At 59.9% G+C, this 23,450-nt stretch carries 24 protein-coding genes; 12 read left to right on the plus strand and 12 right to left on the minus strand.

Translation table 11 applies throughout. The features are described 5' to 3' along the window. Positions 1 to 6: 6 nt before the first annotated feature. The gene (locus ACZ5A6_RS16280) at positions 7 to 1,179 is read right to left on the minus strand and encodes an isovaleryl-CoA dehydrogenase (protein WP_464111162.1); all 1,173 of its coding nucleotides are present in this window, start codon (positions 1,177 to 1,179) and stop codon (positions 7 to 9) included. An 81-nt stretch (positions 1,180 to 1,260) separates the two neighbouring features. Next, positions 1,261 to 1,734, minus strand: coding sequence for an Lrp/AsnC family transcriptional regulator (locus ACZ5A6_RS16285; protein ID WP_003500312.1), 474 nt, complete (start codon positions 1,732 to 1,734; stop codon positions 1,261 to 1,263). 182 nt (positions 1,735 to 1,916) lie between these two features. Here ACZ5A6_RS16285 and ACZ5A6_RS16290 point away from each other — a divergent pair, with 182 nt between their 5' ends. From ACZ5A6_RS16290 to gpmI, 6 genes are all read left to right on the plus strand, one after another. Further along, positions 1,917 to 3,080 (plus strand): acetyl-CoA C-acyltransferase, encoded by a 1,164-nt coding sequence (locus ACZ5A6_RS16290; protein WP_464111163.1) that lies wholly within the window; start codon positions 1,917 to 1,919, stop codon positions 3,078 to 3,080. A 12-nt stretch (positions 3,081 to 3,092) separates the two neighbouring features. Beyond that, positions 3,093 to 4,220, plus strand: a complete 1,128-nt coding sequence (locus ACZ5A6_RS16295) for an acyl-CoA dehydrogenase family protein (RefSeq protein WP_003511179.1) — start codon at positions 3,093 to 3,095, stop codon at positions 4,218 to 4,220. A 44-nt stretch (positions 4,221 to 4,264) separates the two neighbouring features. Continuing rightward, on the plus strand, positions 4,265 to 5,503 hold the full coding sequence (locus ACZ5A6_RS16300) for a 3-methyl-2-oxobutanoate dehydrogenase (2-methylpropanoyl-transferring) subunit alpha (RefSeq protein WP_003511177.1): 1,239 nt from the start codon (positions 4,265 to 4,267) through the stop codon (positions 5,501 to 5,503). Positions 5,504 to 5,506: 3 nt separating this feature from the next. Next, positions 5,507 to 6,520 (plus strand): alpha-ketoacid dehydrogenase subunit beta, encoded by a 1,014-nt coding sequence (locus ACZ5A6_RS16305; RefSeq protein WP_080801423.1) that lies wholly within the window; start codon positions 5,507 to 5,509, stop codon positions 6,518 to 6,520. Positions 6,521 to 6,522: 2 nt separating this feature from the next. After that, a complete protein-coding gene (locus ACZ5A6_RS16310; RefSeq protein WP_464111164.1) occupies positions 6,523 to 7,776 on the plus strand; it encodes a dihydrolipoamide acetyltransferase family protein in 1,254 nt (417 codons plus the stop codon). 212 nt (positions 7,777 to 7,988) lie between these two features. Beyond that, the gene (gpmI, locus tag ACZ5A6_RS16315) at positions 7,989 to 9,506 is read left to right on the plus strand and encodes a 2,3-bisphosphoglycerate-independent phosphoglycerate mutase (RefSeq protein ID WP_080801418.1); all 1,518 of its coding nucleotides are present in this window, start codon (positions 7,989 to 7,991) and stop codon (positions 9,504 to 9,506) included. 60 nt (positions 9,507 to 9,566) lie between these two features. On the opposite strand, the gene ACZ5A6_RS16320 is transcribed toward gpmI, so the two are convergent. The 7 genes from ACZ5A6_RS16320 to ACZ5A6_RS16350 all read right to left on the minus strand — a co-directional run bounded on the left by ACZ5A6_RS16320 (position 9,567) and on the right by ACZ5A6_RS16350 (position 14,384). Then, positions 9,567 to 10,001, minus strand: a complete 435-nt coding sequence (locus tag ACZ5A6_RS16320) for a YeeE/YedE family protein (RefSeq protein WP_013761694.1) — start codon at positions 9,999 to 10,001, stop codon at positions 9,567 to 9,569. Continuing rightward, positions 9,998 to 10,405 (minus strand): YeeE/YedE family protein, encoded by a 408-nt coding sequence (locus ACZ5A6_RS16325; protein WP_003511172.1) that lies wholly within the window; start codon positions 10,403 to 10,405, stop codon positions 9,998 to 10,000. The genes ACZ5A6_RS16320 and ACZ5A6_RS16325 overlap by 4 nt, the downstream gene beginning before the upstream one ends. Further along, complete coding sequence (bigR, locus tag ACZ5A6_RS16330; protein ID WP_080801415.1) at positions 10,402 to 10,755, minus strand: sulfite-sensing transcriptional repressor BigR; 354 nt, start codon at positions 10,753 to 10,755, stop codon at positions 10,402 to 10,404. The genes ACZ5A6_RS16325 and bigR overlap by 4 nt, the downstream gene beginning before the upstream one ends. Then, complete coding sequence (gene blh, locus ACZ5A6_RS16335; protein WP_112391286.1) at positions 10,749 to 12,044, minus strand: bifunctional sulfur transferase/dioxygenase Blh; 1,296 nt, start codon at positions 12,042 to 12,044, stop codon at positions 10,749 to 10,751. The genes bigR and blh overlap by 7 nt, the downstream gene beginning before the upstream one ends. 194 nt (positions 12,045 to 12,238) lie before the next feature. Beyond that, positions 12,239 to 12,724, minus strand: a complete 486-nt coding sequence (locus ACZ5A6_RS16340; RefSeq protein WP_003511169.1) for a hypothetical protein — start codon at positions 12,722 to 12,724, stop codon at positions 12,239 to 12,241. A gap of 13 nt (positions 12,725 to 12,737) precedes the next feature. Continuing rightward, on the minus strand, positions 12,738 to 13,529 hold the full coding sequence (locus ACZ5A6_RS16345; RefSeq protein WP_464111165.1) for an SDR family NAD(P)-dependent oxidoreductase: 792 nt from the start codon (positions 13,527 to 13,529) through the stop codon (positions 12,738 to 12,740). A gap of 27 nt (positions 13,530 to 13,556) precedes the next feature. Next, positions 13,557 to 14,384, minus strand: coding sequence for an alpha/beta fold hydrolase (locus ACZ5A6_RS16350; protein ID WP_013761690.1), 828 nt, complete (start codon positions 14,382 to 14,384; stop codon positions 13,557 to 13,559). A gap of 129 nt (positions 14,385 to 14,513) precedes the next feature. Between ACZ5A6_RS16350 and ACZ5A6_RS16355 the strand changes: the two genes are divergently transcribed. Together ACZ5A6_RS16355 and ACZ5A6_RS16360 are read left to right on the plus strand one after the other, a co-directional pair. Continuing rightward, positions 14,514 to 15,500: a GlxA family transcriptional regulator gene (locus tag ACZ5A6_RS16355; RefSeq protein WP_464111166.1), complete on the plus strand. Its 987-nt coding sequence runs from the start codon at positions 14,514 to 14,516 to the stop codon at positions 15,498 to 15,500. Between the two features lie 121 nt (positions 15,501 to 15,621). Continuing rightward, the gene (locus tag ACZ5A6_RS16360) at positions 15,622 to 16,353 is read left to right on the plus strand and encodes a FadR/GntR family transcriptional regulator (RefSeq protein ID WP_003511162.1); all 732 of its coding nucleotides are present in this window, start codon (positions 15,622 to 15,624) and stop codon (positions 16,351 to 16,353) included. Between the two features lie 27 nt (positions 16,354 to 16,380). Here ACZ5A6_RS16360 and ACZ5A6_RS16365 read toward each other — a convergent pair whose 3' ends face one another. Beyond that, complete coding sequence (locus ACZ5A6_RS16365; protein ID WP_464111167.1) at positions 16,381 to 17,016, minus strand: LysE family translocator; 636 nt, start codon at positions 17,014 to 17,016, stop codon at positions 16,381 to 16,383. 331 nt (positions 17,017 to 17,347) lie between these two features. On the opposite strand from ACZ5A6_RS16365, the gene ACZ5A6_RS16370 reads away from it, so the two are divergent. Genes ACZ5A6_RS16370 through ACZ5A6_RS16385 form a run of 4 tightly spaced genes read left to right on the plus strand, consistent with a single transcriptional unit; the run spans position 17,348 to position 20,856 of the window. Further along, positions 17,348 to 18,370, plus strand: coding sequence for an ABC transporter permease (locus ACZ5A6_RS16370; protein WP_003500347.1), 1,023 nt, complete (start codon positions 17,348 to 17,350; stop codon positions 18,368 to 18,370). After that, the gene (locus ACZ5A6_RS16375; RefSeq protein WP_003511156.1) at positions 18,370 to 19,257 is read left to right on the plus strand and encodes an ABC transporter permease; all 888 of its coding nucleotides are present in this window, start codon (positions 18,370 to 18,372) and stop codon (positions 19,255 to 19,257) included. Before ACZ5A6_RS16370 ends, ACZ5A6_RS16375 begins: the two co-directional genes overlap by 1 nt. A 4-nt stretch (positions 19,258 to 19,261) precedes the next feature. Next, the gene (locus tag ACZ5A6_RS16380) at positions 19,262 to 20,098 is read left to right on the plus strand and encodes an ABC transporter ATP-binding protein (RefSeq protein WP_080801408.1); all 837 of its coding nucleotides are present in this window, start codon (positions 19,262 to 19,264) and stop codon (positions 20,096 to 20,098) included. Then, a complete protein-coding gene (locus ACZ5A6_RS16385) occupies positions 20,098 to 20,856 on the plus strand; it encodes an ABC transporter ATP-binding protein (protein ID WP_003511153.1) in 759 nt (252 codons plus the stop codon). The genes ACZ5A6_RS16380 and ACZ5A6_RS16385 overlap by 1 nt, the downstream gene beginning before the upstream one ends. Positions 20,857 to 21,139: 283 nt before the next feature. On the opposite strand, the gene ACZ5A6_RS16390 is transcribed toward ACZ5A6_RS16385, so the two are convergent. Both ACZ5A6_RS16390 and ACZ5A6_RS16395 read right to left on the minus strand, forming a co-directional pair. Beyond that, positions 21,140 to 22,738 carry an ABC transporter substrate-binding protein gene (locus ACZ5A6_RS16390; RefSeq protein WP_003511152.1) on the minus strand — a complete coding sequence of 533 codons (1,599 nt, stop codon included), beginning with the start codon at positions 22,736 to 22,738 and terminating at the stop codon, positions 21,140 to 21,142. A gap of 78 nt (positions 22,739 to 22,816) precedes the next feature. After that, a complete protein-coding gene (locus ACZ5A6_RS16395; protein ID WP_019564774.1) occupies positions 22,817 to 23,446 on the minus strand; it encodes an SGNH/GDSL hydrolase family protein in 630 nt (209 codons plus the stop codon). Positions 23,447 to 23,450 lie beyond the last annotated feature (4 nt).

A 23,450-nucleotide genomic window follows, 5' to 3' on the forward strand; every position in this document is an offset into this window, starting at 1 on the left:
CATTCCTCACCCATTGCCTTTGACCAGTTCGCGGCCGATCAGCATCCGGCGGATTTCGCTGGTGCCCGCGCCGATTTCATAAAGCTTGGCGTCCCGAAGCAGCCGCCCGGCCGGACTTTCATTGACATAGCCGGAACCGCCGAGAAGCTGGATTGCATCCAGTGCAACTCGCGTCGCCCGCTCGGCGGCAAACAGGATCGCACCTGCCGCATCCTGCCTTGTGATGCGGCCATTGTCGCAAGCGCGCGCCACGGCATAGACATAGGCGCGGGAGGCGTTCATGGCCGAATAGATATCGGCAAGCTTTCCCTGCACCAGCTGGAATTCGCCGATCGGCTTGCCGAATTGCTTGCGCTCGCGCGCATAGGGTAGCACCAGATCGATAGCCGCCTGCATGATACCAACAGGGCCGGCAGCCAGCACCGCGCGTTCGTAATCAAGCCCGCTCATCAATACCGTCACGCCGTCGTTCAAACGCCCGAGGATGTTTTCCTCCGGGACCTCGCAATCCGTAAACACCAGTTCGGAGGTGGGTGAGCCGCGCATGCCAAGCTTGTCGAGTTTTTGTGCGGGGCGAAAACCCTTGAAGCCTTTTTCGATCAGAAAGGCCGTGATGCCACGCGCACCGGCGGAGATGTCCGTCTTGGCGTAGACAACCAGCGTGTCTGCCTCGTGACCGTTGGTGATCCACATCTTTGTGCCGTTCAGCAAATAGACGTCGCCCTTACGTTCCGCCTTCAACCGCATCGAGACGACATCCGAGCCGGCTTCCGTCTCGCTCATGGCGAGCGAACCGACATGCTCGCCCGACACCAGCTTCGGCAGATATCGCCGCTTCTGCTCTTCCGTTCCCCAGCGATGAATCTGGTTGATGCAGAGGTTGGAATGGGCGCCATAGGACAGGCCGATGGACGCGGAAGCGCGGCTTATCTCCTCCATCGCCACGCAATGAGCGAGATAGCCCATGTCAGCACCGCCGAATTCCTCCGAAACGGTAATACCGTGCAGACCGAGTTCACCCATCCGCGGCCAGAGCTGGCGCGGAAACTGATCGTTGCGATCGATTTCTGCTGCGAGCGGCGCTATTTCATCGTCGGCGAATGCTCTTGCGCTGTCGCGCAATGCTGCGATTTCCGGGCCGAGATCGGCATCGAAAATGGCGGCGAGGTTCAAACTCATCGCTTCTCCTCCTCCGGACGGCCGTTTATCTCCGTCCCTCTCGTCAGCGGCCAGCACCTCCTCCGTGCTGGCAACTCTCATTTATGGCGCGTCACCTCCGGTGAAGGCGGCGGAACGGCGCACGAATGTCTTGATGGCGAAATTGGACTGGATGCGCGACACACCGGGAACCGTGGTCAGGAAATCCAGAAGCTGCTGATAATGCGGTAGATCCCGCACCATGGCATGAATGAGATAGTCGGAACTGCCGCTCGTCTGGTAGCCGCCCACCACTTCCGGAATGGAGGCGACATGGTGCTCGAACGTCGTCAGCGCTTCCTTGATCTGCCGTTCCAGCGTGACGGAAATGAAGACGCCCATATTGCCGAGCAACCGGTTCTCATCGAACACGGCGGTATAACCGCGAATGATGCCTTCTTCTTCCAGCTTGCGCACGCGGCGCAGTGTGGGCGTGAAGGAAAGCCCGATCCGGGCCGCCAGATCGCGCCAGCTCACACGCCCGTCATCGCCAAGCACATGGAGAATCTTCTGGTCGAAACTGTCGAGCTCAATCATGGATCATTTGCTCTATGATATGACTAATTGTTGGATCAAAGATATCGCCAATCAAAAAACTGTCAATCAAAATAGCTTTGAAATGAATTCGAGATAGTGATAGCGTTCACGTCAGTCGCGGTCTGGAGGAGATTGCGATGACGGTCGTTCTCTCGGTGGGAGGATGACCAAGGGAGGTGAATTTGGCTGTGCATGACCCTGTCGTTATCGTCGGGGCCGCCCGTACTGCTATGGGTGGGTTCCAGGGCGAATTCAAATCGGTGGCGGCGTCCGATCTTGGGGCGGCGGCGATCCGCGCGGCCGTCGAACGGGCTGCAATTTCTTCCGCTGACATTGACGATGTACTGATGGGCTGCGTGCTCTCAGCCGGGCAGGGACAGGCTCCTGCCAGACAGGCAGCGATTGCCGCCGCCATTCCCAACTCGGTTGGCGCAACAACAATCAACAAGATGTGTGGCTCGGGCATGAAAGCGATCATGCTGGCACATGACCAGCTTGCGGCGGGAAGCTCTTCCATCGTGCTTGCCGGTGGCATGGAAAGCATGAGCAACGCCCCCTATCTGCTGGACCGCGCCCGCAACGGCTATCGTCTTGGCCACGGCAAGCTCACCGACCACATGTTTCTCGACGGTCTAGAAGACGCCTATGACAAGGGCAGGCTGATGGGGACTTTTGCTGAAGATTGCGCGCAAGAGTATCAATTCACTCGCGCGATGCAGGATGATTTTGCGCTCGCCTCACTGGAACGGGCACGACGCGCCATAGAGGAAGGTGCGTTCGAAGCGGAAATCGCGCCTGTTGGCGATGATGGCGTGGACGAGTTGCCGGGGAAGGCAAAGCCGGAAAAGATACCGCAGCTTAAGCCCGCCTTTCGCGACGGCGGAACGGTGACGGCGGCGAATTCCAGTTCTATCTCGGATGGTGCAGCCGCTCTCGTTCTCACGCGCCGTTCCGAAGCGGAAAGACGAGGCCTTTCACCGCTGGCGACCATTATCGGTCAGGCATCCCATGCGGATGCACCCGCCAGATATCCGACGGCTCCCATCGGCGCGATAACAAAGCTGTTCGAAAAAACCGGCTGGTCGGCAAAGGATGTCGATCTGTTCGAAATCAACGAGGCTTTCGCGGTTGTGGTGATGGCGGCCATGCGTGATCTCGATCTGCCACATGAGAAGGTGAATGTGCATGGCGGCGCCTGCGCGCTCGGCCATCCCATCGGGGCTTCCGGTGCACGCATCGTCGTCACGTTGCTGGCCGCTTTGCAGCGTCACGGACTGAAACGCGGCGTTGCCGCCGTCTGCATCGGCGGCGGCGAGGCGACTGCGCTTGCGGTCGAGCGGCACTGAAGGGAGGCGGAGATGATCCTGAACGAAGCTCAGCAACAGATCAGGGACATGGCCCGCGATTTCGCCCGCGAGCGGCTCGCCCCCGGCGCTTCCGCGCGCGACCGGGAAAGCCGGTTCCCGAAAGACGAGCTGAAAGAAATGGGTGAACTCGGCTTTCTCGGCATGCTGGTCTCGGAGGACTATGGCGGGTCGGAAACCGGTGCTGTCGCCTACGCCCTGGCGCTGGAGGAAATCGCTGCCGGTGACGGCGCCTGTTCCACCATCATGAGCGTCCACAATTCGGTTGGCTGCGTGCCGATCCTGAAATTCGGCACGGAAGAGCAGAAGCAGCGCTTCCTCCCCAAGCTCGCCTCCGGCGAATGGATCGGCGGTTTTGCGCTGACCGAACCGCAGGCCGGTTCCGACGCCTCCAATCTGAAGACAAAAGCGCGGCGCGATGGCGACCGCTATATCATCGACGGCGCAAAGCAGTTCATCACGTCGGGCAAGAATGGCGATGTCGTCATCGTCTTCGCCGTCACTGATCCTGCTGCTGGCAAAAAAGGTATCACGGCCTTCATCGTGCCGACAGATACGCCCGGTTACGAGGTAATCAGGGTCGAGGAAAAACTCGGTCTGCATTCTTCGGATACCTGCCAGATTGCCTTTACCGATATGGCGGTCCCAGCCGAATTGCGGCTCGGTGAAGAGGGGCAGGGGTATCGCATCGCGCTCGCCAATCTGGAAGGCGGTCGTATCGGCATTGCCGCACAGGCGGTTGGCATGGCGCAGGCGGCTTTCGAGGCGGCGCGGGATTATGCCCGCGAGCGCAAGGCCTTCGGGCAAGCCATCATCGAGCATCAGGCCGTGGCGTTCAGGCTTGCGGATATGGCAACGCGCATAACGGCGGCGCGGCAACTGGTGCTGCATGCAGCGGCGCTGAAGGAAGCGGGCGAGCCCTGCCTTTCGGAGGCCTCGATGGCCAAGCTCTTTGCCTCGGAAATGGCGGAGCGTGTCTGCTCGGACGCCATCCAGATTCACGGCGGTTACGGCTACATGGCGGATTATCCGGTGGAACGGATCTATCGCGATGTGCGCATCTGCCAGATTTACGAGGGAACCAGCGATGTCCAGCGCATGGTCATCGCGCGAAACCTCTGAAAATTGTTTCGTCGTCTGGAGGAGATGGCGATGGGAGGAGTAGAATGGATATTACCGAAACCACGCATCTCAGCCTGCATGTTCCCGAACCAGCGGTGCGGCCAGGCGACCAGCCGGATTTCTCCAATGTGAAGATACCCAAGGCCGGCTCCGTGCCGCGCCCGGAGGTGGACGCAGCACCTGAAGACATGCGCGATCTGGCCTATTCCATAATCCGCGTCCTCAATCATCAGGGTGAGGCTGTCGGCCCGTGGGCCGGGCTGCTTTCGGATGAGGATTTGCTCGTCGGCCTGAAGAACATGATGCGGCTGCGGGCTTTCGATGCCCGCATGCTGATGGCACAGCGGCAGGGCAAGACCTCCTTTTACATGCAGCATCTGGGTGAGGAAGCGGTCAGTTGCGCCTTCCGCAAGGCGCTCTCCAAAGGCGACATGAATTTCCCGACCTACCGGCAGGCGGGTCTGCTGATCGCCGACGATTACCCGCTCGTCACCATGATGAACCAGATCTATTCCAACGAACTGGACCCGCTGCATGGGCGGCAATTGCCGGTTCTTTACTCCTCGAAGGAGCATGGCTTCTTCACCGTGTCCGGCAATCTTGCTACGCAATATGTGCAGGCGGTCGGCTGGGCGATGGCATCTGCCATCAAGGGCGATACGAAGATCGCGGCAGCATGGATCGGTGACGGCTCAACGGCGGAATCGGATTTCCACTCGGCGCTGGTCTTCGCCTCCACCTACAAGGCACCGGTCATCCTCAACATCGTCAACAACCAATGGGCCATTTCCACCTTTCAGGGTATCGCGCGCGGCGGTTCCGGCACCTTTGCGGCCAGAGGCCTGGGCTTCGGCATTCCGGCGCTCCGGGTCGACGGCAACGATTATCTCGCCGTTTATGCCGTGGCACGCTGGGCGGTGGAGCGGGCGCGGCGCAATCTCGGACCGACGCTGATCGAATATGTGACCTACCGTGTCGGCGCGCATTCCACTTCCGACGATCCGAGCGCTTATCGCCCCAAGACCGAGTCCGAAGCATGGCCACTGGGTGACCCGGTTCTGCGGTTGAAGAAACATCTCATCCTGCGCGGCGTCTGGTCGGAGGAGCGGCACCGGCAGGCGGAAGCGGAAATTGCTGACGAGGTGCTTGAGGCGCAGCGTGAGGCGGAAAGCCACGGTACGCTGCATGAGGGCCGCAAGCCGCCAAAGAAGGATATTTTCGAGGGCGTTTACGCCGAGATGCCGCCGCATCTCGCCCGCCAGCGCCAGAAGGCAGGGTGGTGAGACATGACAAGAATGACGATGATCGAAGCCGTCCGCAGCGCCATGGATGTGTCCATGGAGCGCAGCGACGATGTGGTGGTTTTCGGTGAGGATGTGGGCTATTTCGGCGGCGTGTTTCGTGCGACGCAGGGCTTGCAGAGCAAATATGGCAAGACCCGCTGTTTCGACGCGCCGATCAGCGAATCCGGTATTGTCGGCACGGCCATCGGCATGGCCGCTTATGGCCTGCGCCCCTGTGTCGAAATCCAGTTCGCGGATTACATGTACCCGGCCTATGACCAGATCACCCAAGAAGCGGCGCGCATTCGTTATCGCTCCAATGGCGATTTCACCTGCCCCATAGTCCTGCGCATGCCGACCGGCGGCGGCATTTTTGGCGGGCAGACGCATAGTCAGAGCCCGGAGGCGCTTTTTACCCATGTCTGCGGGCTAAAGGTGGTGGTTCCCTCCAATCCTTACGACGCCAAGGGGTTGCTGATCGCCTCGATCGAAGACCCGGATCCGGTGATGTTTCTGGAGCCGAAGCGGCTTTATAACGGCCCCTTCGACGGCCATCACGACCGGCCGGTAACGCCATGGTCGAAGCACGAGATGGGCGAGGTGCCGGAAGGACATTACACCATTCCGATCGGCAAGGCCGAAATCCGCCGCGCCGGGCAGGATGTCACTGTCGTCGCTTACGGCACCATGGTGCATGTGGCGCTCGCCGCAGCGGAAGAAACGGGCGTGGATGCCGAGATCATCGATCTGCGCAGCCTTTTGCCACTCGACCTGGACACCATCGTGAAATCCGTTTCCAAGACCGGCCGCTGCGTCATGGTGCATGAGGCAACGCTCACGTCAGGCTTCGGTGCGGAAGTCGTGTCGCTGGTGCAGGAACACTGCTTTTATCATCTGGAAGCACCGGTCGTCCGTGTGGCTGGTTGGGATACGCCTTATCCCCACGCGCAGGAGTGGGATTATTTTCCGGGGCCGGCCCGCGTCGGGCGCGCCCTCGTCGAAGTCATGGAGGCCTGAAGATGGCGGAATTTGTTATCACTATGCCTGATGTCGGCGAAGGTGTGGCGGAAGCCGAACTGGTGGAATGGAATGTCAAACCCGGCGATCCCGTGCACGAGGATATGGTGCTGGCCGCTGTGATGACCGACAAGGCGACGGTTGAAATCCCCTCGCCGGTTGCGGGCGTCGTCACATGGTTGGCAGCGGAGGTGGGTGATACGGTGGCGGTTAAGGCACCGCTGGTGCGCATCGAAACCAATGCCTCCGCTGTTGTTGCTGCCCCCGCGGATGTGACCGAGCCGGAAGCGCCATCCGACATGACGGAAGAGCCGCCAGCGGCTGAAATCCAGCCCGCCCGCGAAATACAGGATGCGCCGCCTTCCCCTGAGGTAGAACACCATAAACCTCTGGCGTCGCCAGCCGTTCGCCAGCGCGCCGACGATCTCGATATCGATCTCGGACAAGTGAGGGGAACAGGGCCGGACGGGCATATCACCCACGCCGATCTCGATACATTTCTGACCGCACGGTCGCAATCTGAGCGGCCCGCTGCGCCGATAGCTTCCCGCGATAGCGCTGTCGAAGAGGTGAAGGTGACAGGGCTGAGGCGCAAGATCGCCGAGAAGATGACGCTTTCCGTCTCCCGCATTCCCCACATCACCTATGTCGAGGAAATCGACGTGACCGATCTGGAGGATTTGCGCACGACCATGAATGGCAACCGCCGGTCAGGACAGCCGAAACTGACGATCCTGCCGTTCCTGATGCGCGCACTTGTGAAAACGGTCGCCGATCATCCCGGCATGAATGCCACCTTCGATGACGAAAAAGGGGTCGTCAGTCACTACGAAGCGGTGCATATCGGCATAGCCACGCAGACACCTACAGGGCTGATGGTCCCGGTCGTTCGCCACACGGAAGCGCTCGGCCTTTGGGATTGTGCTGCTGAAGTTGTGCGCGTGGCCGAGGCGGCGCGCACCGGCGCCGCGCAACGGGACGAGTTGACCGGCTCCACCATCACCATCAGCTCGCTTGGCCCCCTTGGCGGTATCGTTTCGACGCCCATCATCAATCACCCGGAGGTGGCGATCATCGGCGTGAACAAGATCGTGACGCGACCGGTCTGGGATGGCAGCGGTTTCGTGCCGCGCAAGATGATGAACCTCTCCTCCAGCTTCGATCACCGGGTCGTCGACGGCTGGGATGCCGCCGTCTTCATTCAGGCTATCAAGGCGCTGCTGGAAAAGCCGGCGCTGATCTTCATCGACGGCTGAGCTTCGTTCGAAAAGGATTTTCTTCCGTGAAGCACTTCAGCTTCACGGAACTGTTTCGGTGTCGGTATAGGCTTGCGTTCGCGATCTTCGAGTATAGAAGAGAAAGAACGAGAAGCGTGTTTTCTCATCATGATCATAGTGGCGGACGGGGGCGCTCCGGTGCCCAGCGCTTCGCTGTTCATCGGCAACCGAATGAAGAAGAAGGTCCTTTCATGAGCACTCCCAAACCCGTTGTCCTGACTATTCTCGATGGCTGGGGACTGAGCGAGGACACGTCCAGCAATGCGCCGGTACTGGCAAACACGCCCACCATGGATCGGCTTTTCGCGACCTGCCCGAATGCGCGGCTGACCACCTTCGGCCCGAATGTCGGCCTGCCCACCGGGCAAATGGGCAATTCGGAAGTTGGGCACACCAATATCGGCGCCGGTCGCATCGTCGCCATGGATCTTGGCCAGATCGATCTGGCTATCGAAGACGGCAGCTTTTTCAGGAATGCTGCGATGCTCGATTTCGCCGCCAAGGTGAAGGCTGCGGGCGGCGTGGCGCATGTGATGTGCGTCGTTTCCGATGGCGGCGTTCACGGCCACATCGTCCACGGTCGGGCGGCGGTGAAGCTGCTGACCGATCTGGGTTTGAAGGTCGTCGTGCACGCCATCACCGATGGTCGCGATGTCGCGCCGCAGTCCGCAGAGGGCTTCGTCGCCGCATTTGCGGCAAGCCTGCCGGAAGGCGCCAGCATCGGCACGGTGATCGGCCGTTATTATGCGATGGACCGCGATAATCGCTGGGAGCGTGTTGAAAAGGCCTATGACGCCATGGTTCTCGGCCGGGGCGAACATGCGCCGGACGCGGTGAGCGCCGTTGCCGCAAGCTACAAAAATGATGTTACGGACGAATTCATCCTGCCAACGGTCATCGGTGGTTACGAAGGCTTCAAATCCGGCGACGGTCTCTTCTGCCTGAATTTCCGTGCCGACCGCGCTCGTGAAATCCTGCTTGCCATCGGTGCGGACGATTTCGACGGGTTTGTCCGTGAAAAGCCTGTGCTTTCGGCACTGCTTGGCATGGTGGAATATTCGACCAAACATGCGACCTTCATGACGACGGCTTACCCTAAGCGCGATATCGAAAATACGTTGGGCGCCTGGGTTGCCAAGCAGGGTCTGCGGCAGTTTCGTCTGGCCGAGACGGAAAAATATCCGCATGTCACTTTCTTCCTGAATGGTGGCAAGGAAGAACCTGAAGTGGGGGAAGACCGCTTCATGCCGAAGTCTCCCAAGGTTGCGACCTACGATCTGCAGCCGGAAATGAGCGCGCCTGAGGTGACGGAGAAATTCGTCGAGGCGATCGGCAAGGGTTACGATCTCATCGTCACCAATTACGCCAATCCCGACATGGTGGGCCATACCGGCGATCTGCAAGCCGCGATCAAGGCTTGCGAAGCCGTGGACCGGGGGCTCGCCGCAGTCGTTGCCGCTCTGGAAAAGGTTGGCGGCGCCATGCTGGTGATTGCCGACCACGGTAATTGTGAAACCATGGTCGACCCGGTAACCGGTGGCCCGCACACCGCGCACACCACCAATCCGGTGCCGGTGATCCTGTTCGGCGGACCTGAAGGCGCGAAGCTGCATGACGGTATCCTCGCCGATGTCGCTCCCACGCTGCTGCAATTGATGAATGTGCCGCTGCCTGCGGAAATGACGGGCAAAAGCCTGATCGACCTGTAATCCAGCGACGATGCGCGAGAGCCTGCTGCTCTCGCGCATGTCCAGGCAAGGCGGAAATGCCTACCGTTTGGCGTAGATTCGGTCGTGAACGAGCATGCCGGCGATCATGGCGCAAACGAAGAGAATGACCGGCATTAGGCCGAGAGCAAGCGCCGATATCGCCGGGCCGGGGCAGAAACCGGCAAACCCCCAGCCTGCGCCGAAAATAGCCGAGCCCACAACCAACGGCGCGTCGACCCGAGTTTTGGCGGCAAGGTGAAATTCCGCACTGAGAACTGGTTTGGCAAGGAAACGGCACAACAGAACGCCCGGCACGGCGACCAAAACCGCACCGCCGAGAACGAACATCAGGCTCGGATCCCAATGGCCGCTTGCCACGTCAAGAAAGCCTGAAACGCGGGCAGGATCGATCATGCCGGACAGGGAGAGGCCAAATCCGAACAGTGCCCCGGCCGCAAGTGCCACCACGAAACGCGCCATGACCTGATTTTTCATGACAGCGCTCCGGTTATCGTCGCGGCAAGGATACCGGTGATCAGGAAGATGGCAGTGGCGGTGATGGAGCGCCGGGAAAATCGCGCAAGACCCATGATGCCATGGCCGGATGTGCAGCCGGATCCCATGCGCGTACCGAACCCCACCAGCAGCCCAGCAATGACGATCAGCGGCCAGGGTGCAGATATGGTGAGCGCGGGAAAGCGGCCGAATGCGGCGGCGTAAAGATACGGGCCTGTCAGCAAACCTGCGACGAAGGCCACATCCGTCAAGCGCCGTTCCTTGCCGAGCACATTGCCCAGGATGCCGCTGATACCGGCGATGCGGCCGTTAAAGAGAAACAGAAGAATACTCGCGAGGCCGAGCAGCATACCGCCGAATAGAGAGGGCCAATAGGCTGTCACGGGTTTTCCTCCGGCGCACAGAAGATGGTATAGAGAGCCTCGATCAGCTGCGCCGCTTTTTCCTCGGTTAACCGGTAGAAGATCTGTTTGGCCTCGCGCCGCGTTTCAACAACGCCCGCCTCACGCAAAACCCCAAGTTGCTGGGAAAGTGTGGGCTGGCGGATATCCAGCTTGGCTTCCAGCTCGCCAACGGAAAACTCCCCTTGCGCCAGCGTGCAGGCGAGCATCAGCCGCGCGGGATGGGCAAGTGTCTTCAAGAGTATGGCGACCTCGACTGCGCGTTCCTCCATCTCGGCAAGCGGGATTTCGGTGATATCAGGTATCTGTTTCCGCACGTTTTCCTTTACCATGTGCTGCCCTCCAGCACGTCGAGCGGGAATTTCAGATAACGTTTGCCATTGGCCTCCGGCTCAGGCAGGCGCCCGCCACGGATATTGACCTGCAAGGCGTGCAGAATGAGCTTCGGCATCGGCAAGGTGCGATCCCGCGCCTCGCGCAGCTGGATGAAGCCTTCCTCTGTCATGCCAGCCAGATGCGGATTGCCGCGTTTCTGTTCTCCAACAGTGCTTTCCCATTTGGGCGCGCGGCCACCGGGTTGATAGTCGTGGCCGGTGAAAAGCCGCGTTTCGTCGGGGAGGGCGAGGATGTCCTGAATGGATGCCCAGAGCTCTCTGGCGCTGCCGCCTGGAAAATCGGCGCGCGCCGTGCCGGAATCAGGCATGAAAAGAGTGTCATGCACGAATGCGGCGTCGCCCACCACGTAGGTTACGGAGGCAAGCGTATGTCCGGGTGAAAACAGCACGCGAGCTTCCAGCGAGCCGATGTTGAACCGGTCTCCCGCTTCAAACAGCCGGTCCCATTGCGAGCCGTCTGTTTCAAGATCGGGCCAGTTATATTTCTCCTGCCACAGCCGCTGCACACCGGTGACCTTGGCGCCGATTGCCGTTTTCGCGCCGGTTCTTTGGCTGAGATAGTGCGCGGCGGAAAAATGGTCGGCATGCGGATGCGTGTCCAGAACCCATTCCACCGACAGGCCTTGCTCCTTGACATAGGCCAGAATGGCATCGGCATTCACCGTGCCGGTCGCCCCCGATTTCTCGTCGAAATCGTAGACCGGATCGATGATGGCGCAGCGCCGGGTTGCGGGGTCGGAAACGACATATTGCACGCTCGATGTGCTCGGATCGAAGAAAGCCTTGACGTGCGGCTTTGCCGCAGCCTGCCGCTCCAGCCAGCGGACGGCGCCGGAAAGATCGAAACCATGCTGTTGGCCGAAAGTCGTGATCTCGCTTTGTTTCATGCGCCCGTCCAGCGCTTCGCCAAGCACATAAAGCGTCAGCGCCCGAGCTCCACCCTTGCAATGGGCAAATACGGGGCCTTTGGCCTCGGTCATTGTCTGCTGAAAGGCACGAATATCGGCTTCGGTAATAGTCGGGCCATTGACCGGAATGAAACTGTAGGCAAGACCCGCAGCATTGGCGGCGCTTTTTTCATGTTCATTGCCCGGCTGGCCGGGCTCTTCGCCATCCGGCCGGGCATTGATGATGCTTTTGTAGCCCTGATCGGAAAGCGATGAAAAGTCGGAGATATCCGGCTGGCCTGCGACCGTCAGACGTTCGTTGATCCTCACGGCACTCATCGGTTTCTCCTGTTGTTCTAAATTAATATACGTTATCATATAATGTATATTGTTCGGTGGCAACAGACGGAAGAGAAAATTTCAGAGGTGGCGATTTCCTGTGTTCACGACGAAATCACAAGCTTGCCCGAAGGGGATCGAGCAAGTGTGCTTTTCCGGGAAGCCCGCAGGTGAGTGTGGGCGGGGGGCTGGCTTCAGGCTAAAAGCTTGCGGCGCGTCGCTTTCCAGCCAAGACAGATTGCCGCAACAAGCAGGGCGAGTTGAGCGACAAGGAATGGTGGTTCGTTGCCGTTCGGAGCCAGTGCGTTCAGTGCCTCGACCTTGAGAAAGGACTGAACGATCAGCACGAACATATTCAGATAAAGGCCCATCGTGGCGGTGATCGAATAAACAGTTCGCGCCCTGCCATTGAGTCCGTATCCGTAAAGCGCGACCAGCGCGACCGCCAGAATGATGGTCGAGATGATGCCGACGCCGAGTGCCGGTGTGAAGTTGCCGATTGGAAAAAGGAAGCCGGTGAGCGTTGTGGCGAGCGTGGTGACGAGAAACAGCGCCATCATGCGCGGCATCCATCGCCCTGCCGCATAAGCGGGCAGGGCGATCAACCCGGTTACGATGCCTATGAGGCTCAAGGCAACGTGCAATGTCGTGAATTGGGGAATGGTCAGTCCGAGGATCATGATGCGTCTCCCTCTATTCAGTTTGGGTTGCACCATACCGGCTGGCGGCATGTGCATGCGATAGATTGGGCCTCAATGCAGCGCGGGCCGCAAGGAAATTTTCAAGGTCTGCCGTATCCGGCAGGGAAGGAATGGTCAGCGTCTCGCCCAGATCAAGACCGGCCAGGGCTGCATCCACCATCTCGTGAGCATCCATGACCATGGCGGCGGGAATGGCGTCGAGACGTTCCTCTTCCCAGATGGCCGTGCGGGTGATGCCCGGCAGGACACCCTGAACCCGCACGCCGGAAGGGGAAAGCTGCGCGTGCAGCGCCTCGGTGAAGGCAAGCACAAAGGCTTTGGTCGCCGGATAAACGGCGGTAAATGCCGCCGGCATCAAGGCCGTGACCGAGGTGATATTGATGATCGTGCCCTTTCCATCTGCTGCAAGACGCGGTGCGATCGCCGCTGCAAGCCGGGTGACGGCAAGGATATTGAGATTGATCATCGTCGTGACATGGGCCGGGTCCAGTTCCGTGATAGCGCCGTCTCCGGCAATACCGGCATTGTTGACGAGACCGGTGATCCGCCGGTCCTCGCGCAGCCGTGCCTCTACCCTTTCGAGGTCTTCCGCCAGTGAAAGGTCTGCTGCCAGAACCTTGACAGCGATCTGGTGACCCTTCTCCAGCCGCTCGGCCAGCGTCTTAAGCTTTTCGGCGCGTCGCGCCACGAGGATAAGATCGTGGCCGCGTTTTGCCAGGCGCTCGGCATAAACAGCGCCAATGCCATCGGACGCGCCGGTGATGAGAAACGTATTCTGTGTCATGTCACATGTTTCCTTTGTCTGATGGTTTCAGGCGTTGATGAAAGCAAGAAGGTCGGCGTTGAACCGGTCCTGATGGGTCTGTGTCAGTCCATGGTCGGCGCCCTCATAGACCTTGAGGGTCGCATGTTTGACGATCTTGACCGTGGAGAGCGCCGAAGCGCCGATCGGCACGATCTGGTCGTCGTCGCCGTGCAGTACGAGCGTTGGCTTGTCGAAAGCCTTCAGGTCCTGATGGAAATCGCTTTCCGAAAAGGCGCGGATGCTGTCTAGCTGGCCCTTGAGGCCGCCCATCATGCCCTGCCGCCAGAACTCGTCGCGAATACCTTCAGAAATCACAGCACCTTCACGGTTGTAGCCGTAGAAGGGAATGGTCAGATCCCTGAAGAACTGGCTGCGATTGTCGTAGGTACCCTTGCGGATGCCGTCGAAAACATCGATCGGCAGGCCGATGGCATTGCTTTCCGTCTTCAGCATCAGTGGCGGTACTGCGCCGATGAGGGCGATCCTGGCGACGCGGGCCGTACCATGGCGGCCAATATAGCGCGTCACCTCGCCGCCGCCGGTGGAATGGCCGACGAGAATGATGTCGTGAAGATCGAGCTGTTCGATTAGCTCGGCCAGATCGTCAGCATATTGATCCATGGTGTTGTTGTGCCAGACCTGGTCGGAGCGGCCGTGGCTGCGGCGATCATGGGCGATGGTGCGGAAACCGTTATTGGCAAAGAATACCATCTGCGCGTCCCATGCATCGGCACTGAGCGGCCAGCCGTGGGAAAAGATGATGGGCTGGCCGTCTTTCGAACCCCAGTCCTTGTAGAAGATGTGCGTTCCGTCTCTGGTGACTATCGTTGTCATGGCTCTCTCTCCTGTTGCGGGTGGTTTGCTTGCGTCCTGTGGGAATAGAGATACTCTGGAGACAGCCGGGGCTGGATTGGCGCTTCTGACAGAAAACGAGCCGAAACTGACAAAACGGGGATGTGGGGCATGGCGGGTGTTGCGGGAAGTGCGCTGGAAGTCGGTCTGGTTCTCTACCGGGACTGTCAGGTCGCCATGGTGCACGGCATCACCGATCTTTTTGCCATCGCGTCGGTCTTCTCAGAGGATCGTGGTGGGCCGAAACTGCGCGTCAGCCACTGGAGCATGGGTGAGGGCGGTGAGTTTTCCCGTTGTCATGACACCGAGCCGGGCAGGGCGGGGCATCCCGATATCTTCGTCGTACCCGGCCGGCTGACCGGGCCAGCCGAAATCGATGAGGCTGCGCCCTATGCCCGCTGGCTGCTAGACCGGCATGCGCAGGGCGCGACGCTGGCCGCCAGTTGCGGCGGTTCCTTCATCATCGCTGCGACAGGTCTTCTGGCCGGCCGCCCCGCCACGACCCACTGGCTGTTTGCGGAACGGTTTCGCGAGCGCTTTCCCGATATCCGCCTGGAGATAGACAAGATCGTCATCGAAGACGGCGATATCATCACGGCGGGTGGGCTAATGGCATGGACCGATCTTGGTCTGCGCATTGTTGACCGGCTGCTTGGGCCTTCGGTGATGATCGAGACCGGTAAGTTCTTGCTGATCGACCCCGCCGGTCGGGAGCAACGACATTACAGCAGTTTTGCGCCGCGGTTGACGCATGGCGACGAGCCGATCCTGAAGGTACAGCACTGGCTGCAAGCGCGCGCCGGGCGGGCGACCAGTGTCTCCGATATGGCCGCACATGCCGGGCTTGAGGAGCGAACCTTCCTTCGCCGTTTCAAGGCCGCCACCGGTATGAAGCCTATCGAATATGTCCAGCATCTTCGTGTCGGCAAGGCGCGGGAACTGCTGGAATTCACCCGTCGTTCGGTAGACCAGATTGCCTGGTCGGTGGGATACGAGGATGCCGCTGCCTTCCGTCGTGTATTTCACCGTATTCTCGGCCTCTCGCCGGGCGAGTACAGAAACCGCTTTTCCAGCGGTTCGGCCATGGTGGCCGCCTGAGGGCAAATCCCGCTGTTGCGACATTGCCGCTTCGCAACGAGGTTGGTGCGAGAAGCGCGGCCCTTGCAATGTGGCGGGTGTTTGCTAACATGCCAGACAAGTTTAAAACAGGTGGGCCGGAATGGACGTTGAGAGCAGCACGAAGCCGGGAATATCGCTCGCGGCGAAAATCAGCTCCGCATTGCGGCGGGATTTATCTGAAGGCGTGTTCCGTCCTGGCGACCGTCTCCCGAGTGAGAGCGCGCTGACACGTGAATATTCCGTCAGCCGCACCGTGGTGCGGGAGGCCATCGCCATTCTGCGCGCGGATGGTCTCGTTGAGGCCCGCAAGGGAGCGGGCGTTTTTGCCATTGAGGTGAAGCCGGCCAAGGAAGTGCCTTTCAATGATCTCGCCGTGGGGCGGATCTCCTCGGTAATCGAACTGCTGGAATTGCGCACCGTCTTCGAAGTTGAGTCCGCCGGGCTTGCGGCATCGCGCCGTTCCGCCGTGCAGGTGGAGTCGATTGTCGATGCGCATCGGCGCGTTGGCGACTGTCTCGCCGCCGGGTTGCCGACGCGGGATGCCGATTTCGAGTTCCATCTGGCCATTGCACAGGCGACGCAGAACAGGCGATTCCCCGAGTTTCTTCAACTCATCCGCTCCGGCATCATCCCGCGTGGCGAATTACAGGGGGCGGCGCCCGGTTCCCGTCCGAAGGACTACAATCTTCATCTCCAGGAGGAGCATGCGAAGATCGTTGACGCCATCATCGAAGGCGATGCCGATGCTGCCCGCCAATATATGGCGGCGCATCTGCGCGGTAGTCTTGAGCGCTACAAGGTGCTTTTGCGCTCCCGTACAGCCGCTGAATAACTAGGAAATTTCAGCTTTCTCAGCAGGTTAAGCGCTCGCCCGTCGGCAGAAAGCCAGAGAGGCGGCAAGCGTCAAAAGTGCGCCGCCGCAAATGCGGTCGAGCCATAACGCCCTTGACTTCCGCAACAGTCTGACGGCTTGCGAGCCCAGCAGGGCATATCCGAACATGACGATGAAATCGATGCCGGCAAAAACCAGCGCAAGCACTGCATATTGCTGAATCTGCGGTGCTGCCGGATCGATGAATTGCGGCAGGAAAGCCGAAAAGAACAGATATCCCTTGGGGTTGGTTACGGCCACAAGGAAGCTTTTGAGGAAAATCGAGCGGGCGGAAGTGGCCCCGGAAGTGTCTGCCGATTGAAGAGCGCCATCGAGCGAGCCTCTGGAGCGCAAAAGCATGACGCCCAGGAAGGCGAGATAACAAACGCCGACCCATTTGACGACGCCGAACCAGAACTCCGAGGCGGCGAGCAATGCTCCCAATCCCAGTGCAACCGCGCCGATCAGGACGAAATCTGACAGCACCGCACCAGCCATACCTGTCAAGGCGCGGCGAACCCCGAAACGCGAGCCATTCGCAAGCGCCAGCAAAACCGTCGGGCCAGGTGTGGCAATACCGATAAAGGCAACTATCGCAAATGCCAGAAGTGTCATTTCCGCCATGTCTTCCTCCCCCTTGAAGCAGGAGATATGCCGGTGCCAGACCGGCATCTCCACAGGCAGTTCGAAGCGAAGAATACAGGCTTTTGTCATCGCGGCAATATGTGTGATTCCTTTCTCCGGCAAAGCAAAGAACCGCTGGTTTTCGGATGAAATCTCGGTCTTGAAAGGCAGCGTTGTTGCCTGCTTCAGTCATCTTCCAAGCCTGCCGCAGGACCAATTTTATCGGCATATGCTTGACAGCTCTCCACACCTGTGACAACTTGCGAATAGTTGTCAGACAGGATTGCGCCTTTGTTATTTTGTGCAATCGACTTCTGGCAAGGGAGGAACCATGCCAAAAAGACGCCTTTCGCTGTATGGCCTGTCCGGCCAGATCGGAAGTATTGCGGTCACGCTGCTCGGATTGCTGCTGCTGACCTTTTTCATCGGCCGCCTGATGCCCGCTGATCCCGTGCGGGCCATTGTCGGCGAGGACGCGACCCGCGAAACCTATGAGCAGGTTTACCATGCGCTCGGTTTCGACCGTCCGCTCTGGCAACAATTCATCTATTATCTCGGCGACGTGTTCACCGGCGATTTCGGAACCTCGATCCGCACGGGCCAGCCCGTCATCCAGGATATCATACGCGTCATGCCGGCGACGATGGAGCTCGCGACCTTCGCGATCCTGATCGGTGCCGGCCTCGGGATTCCCATGGGGGTTTATGCCGCCGTCAAGAAAGACCGCTGGCAGGACCATTTGGTCCGGGTGCTCAGCCTGTTCGGCCATTCCATGCCGATTTTCTGGACCGGTATGATTGCGCTGATCGTTTTTTACGCTCATCTCGGGCTTGTCGGCGGCGGTGGCCGCATGGACCAGTTCTATATCGGTCTCGTGGAGGAACGAACGGGCTTCCTCCTCATCGACAGCCTGCTGGCGGGCGATATGGAAGTCTTCTGGTCGGCCATCAATCACCTCATCCTGCCCGCCGCTCTGCTTGGTTATTCATCGTCGGCCTATATCACCCGTATGACGCGCAGCTTCATGCTCGACCAGTTGGGCCAGGAATATGTGACGACTGCGCGCGTCAAAGGCCTGTCGCAACGCCAGACGGTGTGGCTGCATGCTTTCGGCAATATCCGCGTGCAGCTCGTCACCATCATTGCCCTTGCTTACGGCTCACTGCTGGAAGGCGCTGTCCTTATCGAGACCGTCTTCGCCTGGCCGGGCTTCGGCCAATATCTCACCAGCAATCTTATCATCGGCGACATGAATGCCGTGATGACCTGCGTACTTATTGTCGGCGTCATCTTCATCGGGCTCAATCTCCTGTCCGACATTCTGTACCGCTTTTTCGATCCGAGGACCCGCTGATGACGGCTCGTGCAGAAACTTCCTTGCGTCTTCCCGTGCCTTTGAACGCGCTGAAGAACATCATTGTCTTCCTGCTGAAAAGCCCGACATCGGCCTTCGGCCTGGTGATATTGCTGCTTCTCGTCATCGCGGCGATTTTCGCGCCCTGGCTTGCGACGCATGATCCTTACGTGCAGGATCTCGCCAAGACGCTGCAGCCGCCCGGTAACGGCCATTTCTTCGGCACGGACGAGCTTGGACGCGATATTTACAGTCGCCTTCTGTGGGGCGCGCGCATCACTCTCACCATCATCTCGCTGGTGTCGATCATCGTCGGTCCGGTCGGTCTGCTGGTCGGCACGGCCTCCGGTTATCTCGGCGGCAAGTTCGATACGGTGATGATGCGCATCACGGATATTTTCCTGTCTTTCCCGAGCCTCATCCTGTCGCTCGCCTTCGTGGCCGCGCTCGGACCCAGCCTCAACAATGCGATCATCGCGATCGCGCTCACCTCATGGCCGCCGATCGCGCGGCTCGCACGCGCCGAAGCGATGACATTCCGCAAGGCGGACTACATTGCCGCCGCAAGGCTTCAGGGTGCTTCGCCGCTGCGTATCATCATAAAATCGATCATGCCCATGTGCCTGCCTTCGGTCCTGATCCGTCTGACGCTGAATATGGCGACCGTCATTCTGACCGCCGCAGGCCTCGGCTTCCTAGGCCTTGGCGCGCAGCCGCCCCTGCCGGAATGGGGCGCGATGATCGCGACCGGACGCCGTTACATGCTCGACAGCTGGTGGCTCGTCACTTTCCCCGGCGTTGCGATCCTTTCCGTCAGCCTCGCCTTCAACCTTCTGGGTGACGGCCTGCGGGATGCGCTCGATCCGAAGCAGATGAACCGGAAATAGGGCCATGGAAAAACCAATCCTCGACGTCGAAAATCTTCGCATCCGTTATGGCGGTTCGCCCACCGAGGCCGTGCGCGGCATCTCCTTCACCCTTGGCCGGGAGCGTCTCGGCATTGTCGGCGAAAGCGGCTCGGGCAAGTCCACCGTCGGCCGGGCTTTGCTGCGCCTCCTGCCATCGGCGACGATAACGGCCGACAAGCTTGATTTTGATGGCGTCGATCTTCTGTCGCTCAGTGAGAAGGAGATGCTGAAGGTTCGCGGACGGCGCATGTCGATGATCCTTCAGGATCCAAAATTCTCTCTCAATCCCATCCGCCGTGTCGGCGATCAGGTGACGGAGACCTATCTGCGCCATTTCAAGGCGTCGAAATCGGAAGCCCGGGAAAAGGCGCTCGCCATGCTCGATGCGGTGAAAATCCGCGACGCCGTGCGCGTCTACGAGCAATATCCGCACGAAATTTCCGGTGGCATGGGCCAGCGCGTCATGATTGCGATGATGCTGCTTGCCGATCCTGATCTGGTCATTGCCGACGAGCCGACCTCTGCGCTGGATGTGACGGTGCGGCTGCAGGTTCTGAATATTCTCGATGGCCTCGTTCGGGATAAAGGCATCGGTCTCATCATGATCAGCCACGACCTCAATCTCGTGCGCAATTTCTGCGACCGGGTACTCATCATGTATGCCGGCCGGGTGGTGGAAACGCTTGCCGCGCGCGACCTCGATCAAGCGCAGCACCCCTACACGCGCGGCCTGCTCGCGGCGCAGCCGCGGATTGGCGGCACGCGTGCGCCACTTGCGGTGCTGGATCGCCGCCCCGAATGGCTGGAGGAGAAAGTATAATGGCCGTTTCCGTTGAAACCCGCGATCTCTCCATCACCTTCGGCAGCGGCCACACGGCGCTGAAAGTGCTGCCTTCGGTGTCCTTTCGCGTCGAGCCGGGCGAGTGTTTCGGTCTGGTCGGTGAAAGCGGTTCGGGCAAATCAACAGTGTTGCGCTGCGTGTCGATGCTGAATGATTTCTGGAGCGGCGAAATCCTCATCAATGGAAAGTCGGTTCGCGACATGCCGCTGATCGAGCGATGCCGCACGTTGCAGATGGTGTTTCAGGATCCCTATGGTTCGCTGCATCCGCGCCAGTCGGTGCGCACCGTTCTCGGAGAATCGCTTGCCATCCATAAACTGGGCGATCGTGAAGAGCGCATGCGCAAGGTAATTACGGATGTCGGTCTGCCCGTGTCGTTCCTGGACCGCTTCCCGCATCAGCTTTCCGGCGGCCAGCGGCAGCGCGTGGCGATTGCGCGTGCGCTGATCCTTGAACCGTCGCTGCTCCTGCTCGACGAGCCGACCTCGGCGCTCGATGTTTCGGTGCAGGCCGAAATCCTCAACCTGTTGCAGCGCCTGCGCGAAGAGCGCGGCTTCACCTATATCATGGTGACGCACGATCTCGCCGTGGTCGACCACATGTGCGATCGCTTCGCCGTGATGCTGCGCGGCGAAATCACCGAAATCCTGCCGCGTGAGGCCATCGCCGGCAATGGTGCGACCCATCCCTATGCGCGCGAACTGATCGGCGCCTCGCTGGAATATGAAGGCGCATGACACCTTCCAAAGCGTGATCGTCCTCCTCCGGGGCATCACGAATAATAAAATCCTCCTTCCTTGCCCGGCCTTCAGTGCCGGGCAATTTTTTTTGGATGGCTACGGCGGGAGGGCGGGCCGCCAACTGCGCTTAGGCTGCTCACACAAGACCCCGGATCTCGTCCGGCGTTACGGAGTGCGGAGGCTTCGCTTGCGCCTAACACATTGGGTGAATGGAGCTTCATTACAGCAAAAAGGCGCGGGGTTAGCCGCGCCTTCTCCTACTTGCAGATATGGCAGCCGATCAGCGCTCCTTGCTCACCTCTTCAAAGCGCGAGAGCCAGGGGCTGACGATCATACCCTTGATGTCGCTGCGGAAAGCGGCGGTGTCGACGACTTCGGAGAATGGTTGAATGGACATGACGATTTCGTCCATATAGGCCTGAAGGTCCTCGTAGAGCTTCGTCTGTTTCGCCACGTCGCGCTCGACAAGGGCTTCCTCGATCATCTTGTTCAGCTTTTCATCGAAGAAGCTAGTGCGCCAGCTTTGATAGTTGGTGAGCTTGGCGTCGTCCGCATTGTTCGGATTATAGGCGATGGAGCGCAGGTTGTTGTCCGGATGCGGCTGCTGACCGCCGCCGCCGCGGCCGAGAAGCAGTTCGAAGTTGCGCTCGCGCATGGCGCCGTAAATCTGGTCGCCGGAACCGCTGATCAGTTCGGCCTGGATGCCGGCCTGGGCCAGTGTGTTCTGGATGGCCGTTGCCGCTTTCATGAAGGGGTCTTCCGAGAGCACGCGCAACGTCGTCTTGAAACCGTTTGGATAACCGGCTTCAGCCAGAAGCGCCTTGGCTTTTGCGATATCGAGCTTGTAGCCCTGATCCGGCAGCGCGCCCATCACACCGGTGCTGAGAGAGCGCTGATGCAGCTTGCCGTAATAGGGCATGACCGCCTTGTCGAGGCCGTCGTAGTCGATCAGGTAACGCAGGGCTTCGCGCACTTTCTTGTTCGCAAAGCGCTCGTCTTTCATCGAAACGCTGAGGTAATAAAAACCGGAGCCGGGTGTGGATTCGATGGCGATGGTCTTGTCGGCTTCGAGCGACTTCAGGTCCGGCGCCTGCAGGGAGTAGGCGACATCGATATCGCCCTTTTCCAGCATCAGCCGCTGCGATTGCGATTCCGGCAGATGGCGCATCAGGACGCGCTTCATCTTGGCTTTTTCACCCCAGTAATCGTCGTTGCGGGTGAGGATGATATATTCGTTGGATTTCCACTGGGTCAGCTTGAACGGGCCGGAGCCCGCCGAATTGAGCGTCAGCCACGCGCCACCAAGATCGCCGTCCTTTTCGTTGGCAAGCGCCGTCTGGCTGTCGATGATCGAGCCGGGCCCATTCTGTGCAAGAATCATCAGCAGCAGGTTGGGATCATCAGGCTTCGGAATATTAAGCACGAAGGTCTGGTCATTTTCGGCGACGAAAAGCTTGTCGGCATCCTCCAGCTTGAAACCGCGTGTTTTGAGGAAAGACGATTGCGCCAGATTGCGGGCGAGCAGACGTTTCAGGCTCCATGCCACGTCCTTTGCCGTCACGGCGTTGCCGGACGCGAACTTGGCGTCGGCCCGCAGGTGGAAGCGGATCGATTTCCGATCCTCGCCGATTTCCCAACGTTCGGCAAGGCGGGGCTGGACGCTGCGATCTTTGGGCGAAAGCACGACCAGCGTGTCGTAGATATTATTCAGAACCTGCACCGTCTCGCGGCCGGTAATGGCGGCTGGATCAAGGGTCAGGATATTGCTCATGGTCGTGGCGACGATGAGCTGGTCCTTCGGCGTTTCGGCAAAGACGCTGAGCGGCACGGCGCCGATCAGCAGTGCACCGAGGGCTGCGGTTGCAAGAAAATGTCTCATTTTTCCTCCCATACGGCCGGTTCATACGGCCTTCCACGTTTCGATCCGCGCGCCTGTTCCTCCACAGGCTTCGTGTGATCAGCCAAGAATGTCTCTGACCGGAGCGGCGAGCGCCCGGCCGATTGCAGCCGTTGCCGGCGCTTCCAGATGCACGCCATCCACTGGCGAGGCGCTGGCGACCGATCCGGCATCAAAGAAGTGATGCCCAAGTTCGGCGGCGAGTTTGTGATAGAGCGGCGCAAGCCGTAGTGATTGTCCGATATCGCGACCGCCTGCGGGCTCTCCACCCGGGCCGGCGACGCAGGGCGGCGGCGCGACGATCAGAAGCTTAGGCACTGCATCTCGCGGCTTGTAGATGAAGGTCTCGACGATTTGCGCCAGCCGCCGCATGCCCGAAACGGCGGCTTCCGCGCGACCGCCATGCACCGGCTTGATGTCGTTGGTGCCGAGCATGACGATGACGAGATCAAGCGGCATGTGGCACGAAAGCGCGACTTCAAGCGCTCGCGCGCCATTGCGGCAGGCCGGGCCGGCATGGTCGTCATAACAGGTGGTGCGTCCGCCTAGCCCTTCGGCATGAACCTTCGCCATTCCGGAAAGCTCGGCCTCCAGCACCTCCGGCCAGCGATGCTCAGGCCGGTGGCGGAGACCCGTTGCCGGGTCTGCGCCCCAGGTGAGGCTGTCTCCAAAGGCGAGCACGGTTTTCATAGCC

This window comes from Agrobacterium sp. 6Ca8 (assembly GCF_055382765.1).

Bases quoted from the DNA above. Each gene is read 5' to 3' on its own strand.
- ACZ5A6_RS16280 (WP_464111162.1), bottom strand. From the start codon at position 1,179: ATGAGTTTGAACCTCGCCGCCATTTTCGATGCCGATCTCGGCCCGGAA.
- ACZ5A6_RS16285 (WP_003500312.1), bottom strand. From the start codon at position 1,734: ATGATTGAGCTCGACAGTTTCGACCAGAAGATTCTCCATGTGCTTGGC.
- ACZ5A6_RS16295 (WP_003511179.1), top strand. From the start codon at position 3,093: ATGATCCTGAACGAAGCTCAGCAACAGATCAGGGACATGGCCCGCGAT.
- ACZ5A6_RS16300 (WP_003511177.1), top strand. From the start codon at position 4,265: ATGGATATTACCGAAACCACGCATCTCAGCCTGCATGTTCCCGAACCA.
- ACZ5A6_RS16305 (WP_080801423.1), top strand. From the start codon at position 5,507: ATGACAAGAATGACGATGATCGAAGCCGTCCGCAGCGCCATGGATGTG.
- ACZ5A6_RS16310 (WP_464111164.1), top strand. From the start codon at position 6,523: ATGGCGGAATTTGTTATCACTATGCCTGATGTCGGCGAAGGTGTGGCG.
- gpmI (WP_080801418.1), top strand. From the start codon at position 7,989: ATGAGCACTCCCAAACCCGTTGTCCTGACTATTCTCGATGGCTGGGGA.
- ACZ5A6_RS16320 (WP_013761694.1), bottom strand. From the start codon at position 10,001: ATGAAAAATCAGGTCATGGCGCGTTTCGTGGTGGCACTTGCGGCCGGG.
- bigR (WP_080801415.1), bottom strand. From the start codon at position 10,755: ATGGTAAAGGAAAACGTGCGGAAACAGATACCTGATATCACCGAAATC.
- blh (WP_112391286.1), bottom strand. From the start codon at position 12,044: ATGAGTGCCGTGAGGATCAACGAACGTCTGACGGTCGCAGGCCAGCCG.
- ACZ5A6_RS16340 (WP_003511169.1), bottom strand. From the start codon at position 12,724: ATGATCCTCGGACTGACCATTCCCCAATTCACGACATTGCACGTTGCC.
- ACZ5A6_RS16345 (WP_464111165.1), bottom strand. From the start codon at position 13,529: ATGACACAGAATACGTTTCTCATCACCGGCGCGTCCGATGGCATTGGC.
- ACZ5A6_RS16350 (WP_013761690.1), bottom strand. From the start codon at position 14,384: ATGACAACGATAGTCACCAGAGACGGAACGCACATCTTCTACAAGGAC.
- ACZ5A6_RS16355 (WP_464111166.1), top strand. From the start codon at position 14,514: ATGGCGGGTGTTGCGGGAAGTGCGCTGGAAGTCGGTCTGGTTCTCTAC.
- ACZ5A6_RS16360 (WP_003511162.1), top strand. From the start codon at position 15,622: ATGGACGTTGAGAGCAGCACGAAGCCGGGAATATCGCTCGCGGCGAAA.
- ACZ5A6_RS16365 (WP_464111167.1), bottom strand. From the start codon at position 17,016: ATGGCGGAAATGACACTTCTGGCATTTGCGATAGTTGCCTTTATCGGT.
- ACZ5A6_RS16370 (WP_003500347.1), top strand. From the start codon at position 17,348: ATGCCAAAAAGACGCCTTTCGCTGTATGGCCTGTCCGGCCAGATCGGA.
- ACZ5A6_RS16375 (WP_003511156.1), top strand. From the start codon at position 18,370: ATGACGGCTCGTGCAGAAACTTCCTTGCGTCTTCCCGTGCCTTTGAAC.
- ACZ5A6_RS16380 (WP_080801408.1), top strand. From the start codon at position 19,262: ATGGAAAAACCAATCCTCGACGTCGAAAATCTTCGCATCCGTTATGGC.
- ACZ5A6_RS16385 (WP_003511153.1), top strand. From the start codon at position 20,098: ATGGCCGTTTCCGTTGAAACCCGCGATCTCTCCATCACCTTCGGCAGC.
- ACZ5A6_RS16390 (WP_003511152.1), bottom strand. From the start codon at position 22,738: ATGAGACATTTTCTTGCAACCGCAGCCCTCGGTGCACTGCTGATCGGC.
- ACZ5A6_RS16395 (WP_019564774.1), bottom strand. From the start codon at position 23,446: ATGAAAACCGTGCTCGCCTTTGGAGACAGCCTCACCTGGGGCGCAGAC.